Origin of the sequence: Holdemanella sp. MSK.7.32 (genome assembly GCF_024460475.1) — a bacterium.
Classification (GTDB): Bacteria; Bacillota_I; Bacilli_A; order Erysipelotrichales; family Erysipelotrichaceae; genus Holdemanella.
The window spans coordinates 1-8,064 of the sequence record NZ_JANFYN010000068.1; the positions used below are offsets into that span (position 1 = coordinate 1).

General features: G+C 34.8%; 9 protein-coding genes and 1 other annotated feature. All 9 genes read left to right on the forward strand.

Translation table 11 applies throughout. The features are described 5' to 3' along the window. Positions 1 to 154 precede the first annotated feature (154 nt). Positions 155 to 362 (forward strand) — a binding site (T-box leader). 104 nt (positions 363 to 466) lie between these two features. From NE544_RS11235 to NE544_RS11275, 9 genes are read left to right on the forward strand one after another with little or no spacing between them, the layout of a single operon-like run. Next, a complete protein-coding gene (locus tag NE544_RS11235) occupies positions 467 to 1,228 on the forward strand; it encodes a transporter substrate-binding domain-containing protein (RefSeq protein ID WP_256269394.1) in 762 nt (253 codons plus the stop codon). A gap of 20 nt (positions 1,229 to 1,248) precedes the next feature. After that, positions 1,249 to 1,932 (forward strand): amino acid ABC transporter permease, encoded by a 684-nt coding sequence (locus NE544_RS11240; RefSeq protein WP_256269395.1) that lies wholly within the window; start codon positions 1,249 to 1,251, stop codon positions 1,930 to 1,932. Further along, the gene (locus NE544_RS11245) at positions 1,925 to 2,656 is read left to right on the forward strand and encodes an amino acid ABC transporter ATP-binding protein (protein WP_256269396.1); all 732 of its coding nucleotides are present in this window, start codon (positions 1,925 to 1,927) and stop codon (positions 2,654 to 2,656) included. The genes NE544_RS11240 and NE544_RS11245 overlap by 8 nt, the downstream gene beginning before the upstream one ends. Next, positions 2,653 to 3,747 (forward strand): aminotransferase class I/II-fold pyridoxal phosphate-dependent enzyme, encoded by a 1,095-nt coding sequence (locus NE544_RS11250; protein ID WP_256269397.1) that lies wholly within the window; start codon positions 2,653 to 2,655, stop codon positions 3,745 to 3,747. Before NE544_RS11245 ends, NE544_RS11250 begins: the two co-directional genes overlap by 4 nt. Before the next feature lie 26 nt (positions 3,748 to 3,773). Next, the gene (locus NE544_RS11255) at positions 3,774 to 4,286 is read left to right on the forward strand and encodes a DUF1307 domain-containing protein (protein ID WP_256269398.1); all 513 of its coding nucleotides are present in this window, start codon (positions 3,774 to 3,776) and stop codon (positions 4,284 to 4,286) included. A 42-nt stretch (positions 4,287 to 4,328) separates the two neighbouring features. Further along, on the forward strand, positions 4,329 to 4,949 hold the full coding sequence (locus tag NE544_RS11260) for a metallophosphoesterase (protein ID WP_256269399.1): 621 nt from the start codon (positions 4,329 to 4,331) through the stop codon (positions 4,947 to 4,949). Between the two features lie 32 nt (positions 4,950 to 4,981). Beyond that, a complete protein-coding gene (locus NE544_RS11265; protein WP_256269400.1) occupies positions 4,982 to 5,704 on the forward strand; it encodes a GntR family transcriptional regulator in 723 nt (240 codons plus the stop codon). Beyond that, positions 5,701 to 6,540, forward strand: a complete 840-nt coding sequence (locus NE544_RS11270) for an ROK family protein (RefSeq protein WP_256269401.1) — start codon at positions 5,701 to 5,703, stop codon at positions 6,538 to 6,540. The genes NE544_RS11265 and NE544_RS11270 overlap by 4 nt, the downstream gene beginning before the upstream one ends. Positions 6,541 to 6,576: 36 nt before the next feature. Then, on the forward strand, positions 6,577 to 7,941 hold the full coding sequence (locus NE544_RS11275; RefSeq protein ID WP_256269402.1) for an MATE family efflux transporter: 1,365 nt from the start codon (positions 6,577 to 6,579) through the stop codon (positions 7,939 to 7,941). The last annotated feature ends 123 nt before the right edge of the window (positions 7,942 to 8,064 follow it).

An 8,064-nucleotide genomic window follows, 5' to 3' on the forward strand; every position in this document is an offset into this window, starting at 1 on the left:
CTTCAGGGATTTTCAGCGTGCAATAAAAACCATGAAAAATCATTGATATTTTTTTAATTTTTACTTGATTTCTATTATCCAATTTTTTTGTAAGTAAATGTAAAATAATTTCATTTTTATCTTGCAAGTTTTCAGAAAACGAATATAATGATTTACATAAGCAAAGAAGAGAAGAAGTACAAAAGTAATTTTTCTAAAGAGAGATAACGGAAGGTGTAAGTTATTGTGAAATCTTTTGGAACGTGTCTTGGAGTTATTTGGTCGAAGATTTGAGGCTAAATCGTGAATTCGCGTTAAGAATGAGGTGTCATCTGTATAGGCAGATGGAATTTTGGTGGTACCGCGTATATAACGTCCAATATATATTTGGGCGTTTTTTTTATTAGAAAGGGTGTGTGTGAATGGAAAGTGATCGACGATATAGAATAATTTTTGATTTACACATGAAGAAAGGTAGGAATATAAAATGAAAAAAATTATTAAATTAGGTATGGCAGCTTTAACCGCATTAACAATGGCAGGATGTTCAAGTAAATCAGAGGATGTAAAAACAATTACTGTGGGGATTTCTCCAGATTATGCTCCTTATGAATCGGAAAATAAAAAGGGAGATATCGTGGGATTTGATCCAGATATGATGAAGTGTTTTGAAGAATATTTAAGTGATGAAGAAGGTGTTACTTACAAGTTAGAAATGAAGAAGATGGATTTTGATAATATCATTACACAGCTTCAAGGTGATCAAATTGATGTGGGTATTTCTGGATTTACATATGATTCAAAACGTAAAGTGGAATGGTCAGATCCATATTTAGGATCAAGTCAGGTGGCTGTGATTCCAAAAGATTCAGATATCGCATCGACTGCTGATTTAGAGGGTAAATCTCTAGTTGCTCAAACAGGAGCTACTGGTGAGGCTGCCGCAAAAGAAGTTAAGGATGCCAAAGTAACTGGATTAAAGAATGTGCAAGACATTATGAATGCATTAAGCGCAAATCAATATGATGCGGCTATCGTTGACTTGGGCGTAGCGAAAAACTATGTAAAGAGTGGCGAATTTAAAATGTTAGATGAATCTTTAATGGATGAACAAAACTACATCATTGCGAAAAAAGGCAACACAGATATGATTGAGAAGATGAATACATGTATTAAAAAATTCTTGGCGAGTGATGATTATGCTAAGTTGTGTAAAAAATATGATTTATCTCCATTAGAAACAAAGTAAAGGAAAAGTGAGGAAAGTGTATGTTTGTTGCGATTGATCAGGTATTTACATTAGAGAATATACTCTATTTGGCAAAGGGTGCGCTGTTGTCGGTTGCGATTGCAGCGCTTTCCCTTTTAATTGGTTTAGTTCTTGGAATTCTTGGAGCTAGTGGCAGAAGAAGTAAACATAAGGTGCCTAGAGCTATAGCGTTTGTGTATGTCACAATCATTCGTGGAACCCCATTGCTTCTACAGATTTTGATTATTTTTTCTGTTATTCCATCGATTTATACGGCATTTACAGGCAATGTATTAAGAATCAATCCCATCGTAATTGGTATGATAGCTTTAAGTATTAATTCGGGCGCATATCAAACTGAATTGTTACGTTCAGGAATCAATGGGGTTGATAAAGGACAATGGGAAGCTTGTGAAACATTGGGATTATCAAGTTGGAAGACAATGAAACTTGTCATTTTACCCCAAGCATTTAAGCGTGTAGTACCACCATTGATTAGTGAGTTTATCACATTGATCAAAGATAGTTCTTTGATTAGTTGTATCGGTGCCGCGGAACTTTTAAAGGGTGCTCAAGTTATTGGGGCTGAATATTATGATGTTATGTCGCCATATATGTTAGCGGCAATATTCTATTTAATTATGACATGTATCGTTTCTTGTATTGGAAATAAAGTGGAAAAGAGGTTGGCTGTAAGTGATTAGAGTAGAGAATGTTTCAAAAAATTTTAATAAAACACATGCCCTAAAAAATGTGAGCTTAGAAGTCAATAAAGGGGATATTATCTCGTTGATTGGTCCGAGTGGTTCAGGGAAAAGTACGTTGTTACGTTGTATTCATGGCTTGGAACATGTGGATACAGGTAAAATTTATATGGATGATGAATGGATGAATCCGGATGATGAAAAGAAATTTCGTGCACAAAGAAATCGTATGGGATTTGTATTCCAGCATTTTAATTTATTTCCGAATATGTCGGTTTTACAAAATTGTAAGTTAGCACAGGTAGAAGTTTTAAATAAAACGGATGAAGAAGCTGAAAAAACAGCTTTAGAGTATTTAGAAAAAGTTGGATTATTAGAAAAGAAAGATGCGTATCCTAATAACTTGTCTGGTGGACAAAAACAGCGTGTAGCGATTGCCAGAGCCTTATGCATGAATCCAGATATTATGTTGTTTGATGAACCTACGAGTGCATTAGATCCAGAAATGATCAAGGAAGTGCTTGAAGTTATGAAAGATCTTGGTAAGCAAGGTATGACAATGGTTGTGGTTACACATGAAATGGGATTTGCGAGAAAGGTAGGCACTCGAGTTGTTTTCTTGGATCAAGGCGAAATTGTAGAAGAGAATACGAGTGAAAAGTTTTTTGAAAATCCTCAGTCTGAACGTGCAAAGGATTTCTTGAGTAAGGTATTCTACGAATGAGATTGCCAGATTTTAAAGTCGAACAATGGATGAATGACTATGAAAATGATGCCATCTACAATATGACGGATACATGTGTTAAATTTCTTACGTTACAGGAATTGTTGGATTTGGAAGACTTTGATTTTTCAAATCTAATATTAGATTATGGTCAAATCACAGGGGATGTTGAATTAAAAAAGGAAATCCTATCTTTATATGAGCATGGAACAATTGATAATATCACAACAGCACAAGGTTGTCTGCAGGCCAATGAATTAGTGATGAATACATTGTTGGAAAAAGGGGATGAAGTGATTTGTGTTGTTCCTGGGTATCAGCAGTTTGTGGATGTTCCAAAATCAATTGGTTGTAAAGTGCACTTGGTTGAATTGGACGAAATGGATTGGCAGGTTAGTGTGGAAAAGTTTAGAGGTGTTTTAAATTCATCAACGAAAATGATTATTTTAAATAATCCTTCAAATCCAACGGGAACACAATATTCAAGGTGTTTTTTAAATGCGTTGATTGAATTGTGTAAACCCTATAATACATATATTCTTTGTGATGAAGTATATCGTGGTTTAAATGAGGAAGTATCTATAAGTGATTTATACGAGAATGGTATTTCAACTTCGAGTTTAAGTAAGATTTTCTCACTGGCTGGATTACGCCTTGGCTGGATCAAAGCTAATGCGTATGTGATTCATCAAATCAATGTAAGAAGAGATTATTCTATGATTTCTACGGGTCCTTTAGTGGACAAATTGGGATGGATTGCCCTTAAGCATAAGGATGAATTGATTTTAAGGGCAAAGAATATTATTTCAGTAAATAAAAATATTGTTCACGAATGGCTTAAAGAGAATCCTTCGTTTGAATGCATATTGCCGGATGGTGGTACAGTGTGTTTTTTGAAGTATTATTTTGATTTAGAGAGTGAGACGTTTGCGAAATTGTTATTGGCAGAAAAAGGCGTTTTCTTTGTGCCGGGATCTTGTTTTGATAAAGAATATTATTTTCGTTTAGGCTTAGCGCAAGATAGTAAGTTATTTAAGGCTGGTTTGGATGAACTTTCGAACTTTGTGGATGAACATTTGATTTCATGTTAAAATAATTTGCGTAAGGGGGAATACTTATGCGAGTTCAATATTTGTTGTGTGCATGTTTATTGCTTTGTGGCTGTACAAAAGTGAGTGATCTTACGCATCAAAAGAGTAAGTCAATCGAAAAGGCGCCGGGTACAGTGAAAAAGGCAAATAAAATAAAGGTAATTGATTGTAAGAATGATTCTTCGCAACAAGTTACTTTTGAAGCTAAGGGGGATAAGATTCAAAAGATGACACAGAAGTTTGCGATGAGCTTTTCAGATTTAGGTATAACAGAAGATATGAATTCTGAACAGATTCAATCTAAGATCAATTCTTCATTGGATGATAAATATAATTCGATTGAAGGCGTTCATGTATCTACTGAATTAAAAGAACAGCAGGTTGAAGTGACGTTGGAAATGGATTTTAAAACAGCAAATATAGATACGCTGATTGAAAGTGGCTTATTAGATAAGGGTGAAGCTCAATCGGATTATGTAAGTTTGAAAAAGACGCAAAGTGCTTTTAAACAAGAAGGTTTTGCGTGTATGATAAAATAGCGGGTCTTCCGCTATTTTCTGTTTGAAAGGATGAGTTTAAAGATGCGTTATTATATTGCGGATACACATTTTTTTCATCGTTCGTTGAATGAAAAGATGGATCAAAGAGGTTTCGAAGACATTGAACAAATGAATGAATATATGATTGATCAATGGAATAGTAAAGTTCGAAAGAATGATGAAGTTGTTGTTTTGGGAGATTTTTCATGGGGGAACGCAAGTCAAACAACAGAGATCTTGGATGAATTGAAGGGAAAAATTTATTTGATTCGTGGAAATCATGATCGTTTCTTGGACGATAAAAACTTTGATGCTTCGCGCTTTGTTTGGATCAAAGATTATGCGGAATTAAATGAGAATAAACGAAAAGTAGTTTTATCTCATTATCCAATTGCGTGCTATAACGGACAATATCGAAGAGATGAGGAGGGGAACCCAAAAACATTTATGTTGCATGGGCATATTCATGCGACGCAAGATCAGCAATTTTTAGATGCTTATCAAGAGTATATTCATCAACAAAAACACCCAAGAATCAGTGATGGCCAATTAGAGGGTGTGCCTTGTCAGTTAATCAATTGTTTCTGTATGTACAGTGATTATGTTCCAATGACGTTAGATGAATGGATTGAAATTGACAAGCGAAGAAGAAATATCCTATAATTGTTATAACAAATATATAAGGAGATCAAATTATGCATAAGTTGGATACAACGTCGGGTCATCTTCCTTACTATAAACAAATAAAGGAGTTCTACAAAAAAGATATCCAAGATGGAGTCTTGGCTGTAGGAGATCGCGTTGACAGTGAAATGGAAATTCAAGAGATGTACGATGTTTCAAGAATTACAGCAAGACAAGCTATTCTTGAATTAGAACAGGAAGGTATGGTAAAGCGTGGACGTGGCAAGGGTACGTTTGTGACATACAGACCTAAAATCAAAGAGGAGTTGTCGCATATCCGTAGTTTTACAGACGAAATGACAGCTTTAGGAAGAACGCCGGGAACTAAGTCTTTTCACATCACAAAAGAAATTCCGGATGAAGCTACAAGAGAATTGTTTGGCTTGGACGAAGAAATGATGTATTGTGTTCGAAGAGTTCGTAGTGCAGATGATGTGTTATTGGTGTATTTTGTGTCTTATTTTCCTTTAAGTTTGAATATACCTTTGAATATGGAAGAACAAACACAGTCTATTTATGAAGTGATTGGCGCACCGACAAGAATAGATGAAGAGTTTTCTGCGATTAATCCGAGTGAAGAAATCTGTTTAGCTCTGAAGATACGTAAGGATCAGCCGGTTTTAGCTCGTAAGCGTGTTTCTTATGATAAAAAGGAGAAAAAGATAGAGTATACAATGTGTTACTATCGTGGTGATTTATATAGTTACACAATTTCAACGTCGCAAAAATTATGATTTTAACGATCGACATTGGTGGTACCAATATTAAATATGGATTATGCGATGCGTCAGGGAATATCCAACAAAAAGGGGAGTATCCTACTTTGGATACGGCTGATAAAATTGTGCAATCCATTTGTGATTTACCATTTGAATATACTGGAATTGCGATCAGTATGCCTGGAATCTTGAATGAAGATCATTCTAGTGCGTTTATTACTGGTAAACTGGCTTTTCTGTCTAACTACCCTTTAAAAGAGCGGTTGGAAGAAATTAAAGGTTGTAAAGTGACAATTGAAAATGATGGTCGTTGTGCAACGTGGGCTGAACTTGGATTTGGAAATTTGATACATTCAAAGAATGCTTTGGTTGTGGTTCTAGGTACATATATTGGGATGGGTATAGTGATTGATCATAAGGTATATGAAGGTTCACATTTATTGGCAGGTGAATATTCAGATGCGCATATGGATACAGAAAAAACTTTTAAGAATACCATGGCTGCATGCTTTGGAAAAGATGGTCTTGAAAGAGCGACGGGTTTAACGGGTAAAGAACTTTTTGATCATTTAGATGATGAAAGAGTATATGCAGGTTTTAACAAATATTGCCAAAATTTGGCTTGGATGTTAAACAATCTTCAGTTGCTGTTAGATGTGGATACAATTTTGATTGGTGGAGGTATATCAGCACAGCCTAAACTCATTGCGTGTATCAAAGAAAATATGATGGGCTTGACACAATGGTTTCCAACATTAGAGAAACCTGTTATCAAAGCTTGTAAATTTAACAATGATGCTAATTTATTAGGTGCATTGTGTTACTACAAAAATAATACCGAGAATCATTAAACGTTCTCGGTATTTCTTACATTGAGGGGGAAGCACATGAAATCTTTAATTGGTGATAAGAAGTTTTATCGAATGGTTTTGATTGTATGTATACCAATCGTAATACAGAATGGGTTTACCAATTTTGCCAGTTTATTAGATAACATTATGATTGGACAATTAGGAACTCTATCTATGAGTGGTGTATCTATTTCAAATCAGTTGTTTCAAGTGTTTAATGTGAGCGTCTTTGGTGCGATGTCAGGGGCTGGAATATTTCTGGCACAATTTTATGGACGTGGAAATAGGGATGGTGTACATCATTGTTTCCGAATTAAAATGTTGCTTGGTCTTTTGATTTCAATATTGGCTATATGCATTTTTAAGATACTTGGACCTTCATTGATTTCATTATATTTAAACGATGATCCGACAGATAGTATGACAACATTGAATTTTGGTAAGCAGTATATGGATGTGATGTTGATTGGATTGATTCCTTTTGCGATTACACAAGTGTTTTCTTCATCGCTTAGAGAAACAGGCAACACGGTTTTGCCGATGAAAGCTAGTGTTATTGCGGTTATCGTTAACTTTTGCATCAACTATATTTTGATTTTTGGTCACTTTGGCTTTCCTAAACTTGGCGTTATTGGTGCGGCCAATGGTACGGTTGTTTCAAGAATTGTAGAGATGGGGATAAATATAGCGGCAGGCTTAAATAACAATTATTTAAGGGATGCGATGCGTTTAGATAAGATATCGGGTGATATATTTAAGAATGTTGTTAAAAGAGGAATGCCTCTATTATGTAATGAAATATTGTGGTCGATATCCATTGCGCTTATTTCTCAATGTTATTCAACAAGAGGACTTTCGGCAGTTGCAGCCATTAATGTTACAACAACAGTAACCAATTTCTTTATGATTATTTGTTATGCAATGGGTAATTCCATTTCGATTATTGTTGGGCAAAGACTGGGTGCTGGTGAAATAGAGTATGCTAAAGATTGTGATTTGAAGATGGTATTTATGAATTTTATGATGTGTTTATGCATTGGTGTGGCATTGTTTTTATGTTCATCTTTTATTCCTCAAATCTATAATACGTCTATAGAAGTAAAGTCATTAGCAACATCTTTGTTAAGAGTTTCGGCTTGTATGCTTCCAATTATTTCTTTGTATTACAGTAGCTACTTTACAATGCGTGCAGGAGGAAAAACATTGCTTACTTTCTTCTTCGATAGTGGATATACATTCATGTTTACGTTTATGGTTGCGTTGTGTTTAACTCGTTTTACGGATTTACCTATATTCAATGTGTACTTATTGGTGCAATGTGTGGATATTCCTAAGGCAGTATTAGGAATCACATTGGTTAAAAAAGGAATATGGGTACATAATATTGTCAATGAACTTTAGCCTTCTTTTTAGAAGGCTTTTCCTTTTAGAAGGCAAAAAAATTGGATAATAGAAATCAAGTAAAAATTAAAAAAATATCAATGATTTTTCATGGTTTTTATTGCACGCTGAAAATCCCTGAAG

What these genes read in the sequence shown, in the direction of transcription:
- NE544_RS11265 (WP_256269400.1), top strand. Translation starts at nt 4,982, where the DNA reads ATGCATAAGTTGGATACAACGTCGGGTCATCTTCCTTACTATAAACAA.
- NE544_RS11250 (WP_256269397.1), top strand. Translation starts at nt 2,653, where the DNA reads ATGAGATTGCCAGATTTTAAAGTCGAACAATGGATGAATGACTATGAA.
- NE544_RS11235 (WP_256269394.1), top strand. Translation starts at nt 467, where the DNA reads ATGAAAAAAATTATTAAATTAGGTATGGCAGCTTTAACCGCATTAACA.
- NE544_RS11255 (WP_256269398.1), top strand. Translation starts at nt 3,774, where the DNA reads ATGCGAGTTCAATATTTGTTGTGTGCATGTTTATTGCTTTGTGGCTGT.
- NE544_RS11240 (WP_256269395.1), top strand. Translation starts at nt 1,249, where the DNA reads ATGTTTGTTGCGATTGATCAGGTATTTACATTAGAGAATATACTCTAT.
- NE544_RS11275 (WP_256269402.1), top strand. Translation starts at nt 6,577, where the DNA reads ATGAAATCTTTAATTGGTGATAAGAAGTTTTATCGAATGGTTTTGATT.
- NE544_RS11270 (WP_256269401.1), top strand. Translation starts at nt 5,701, where the DNA reads ATGATTTTAACGATCGACATTGGTGGTACCAATATTAAATATGGATTA.
- NE544_RS11260 (WP_256269399.1), top strand. Translation starts at nt 4,329, where the DNA reads ATGCGTTATTATATTGCGGATACACATTTTTTTCATCGTTCGTTGAAT.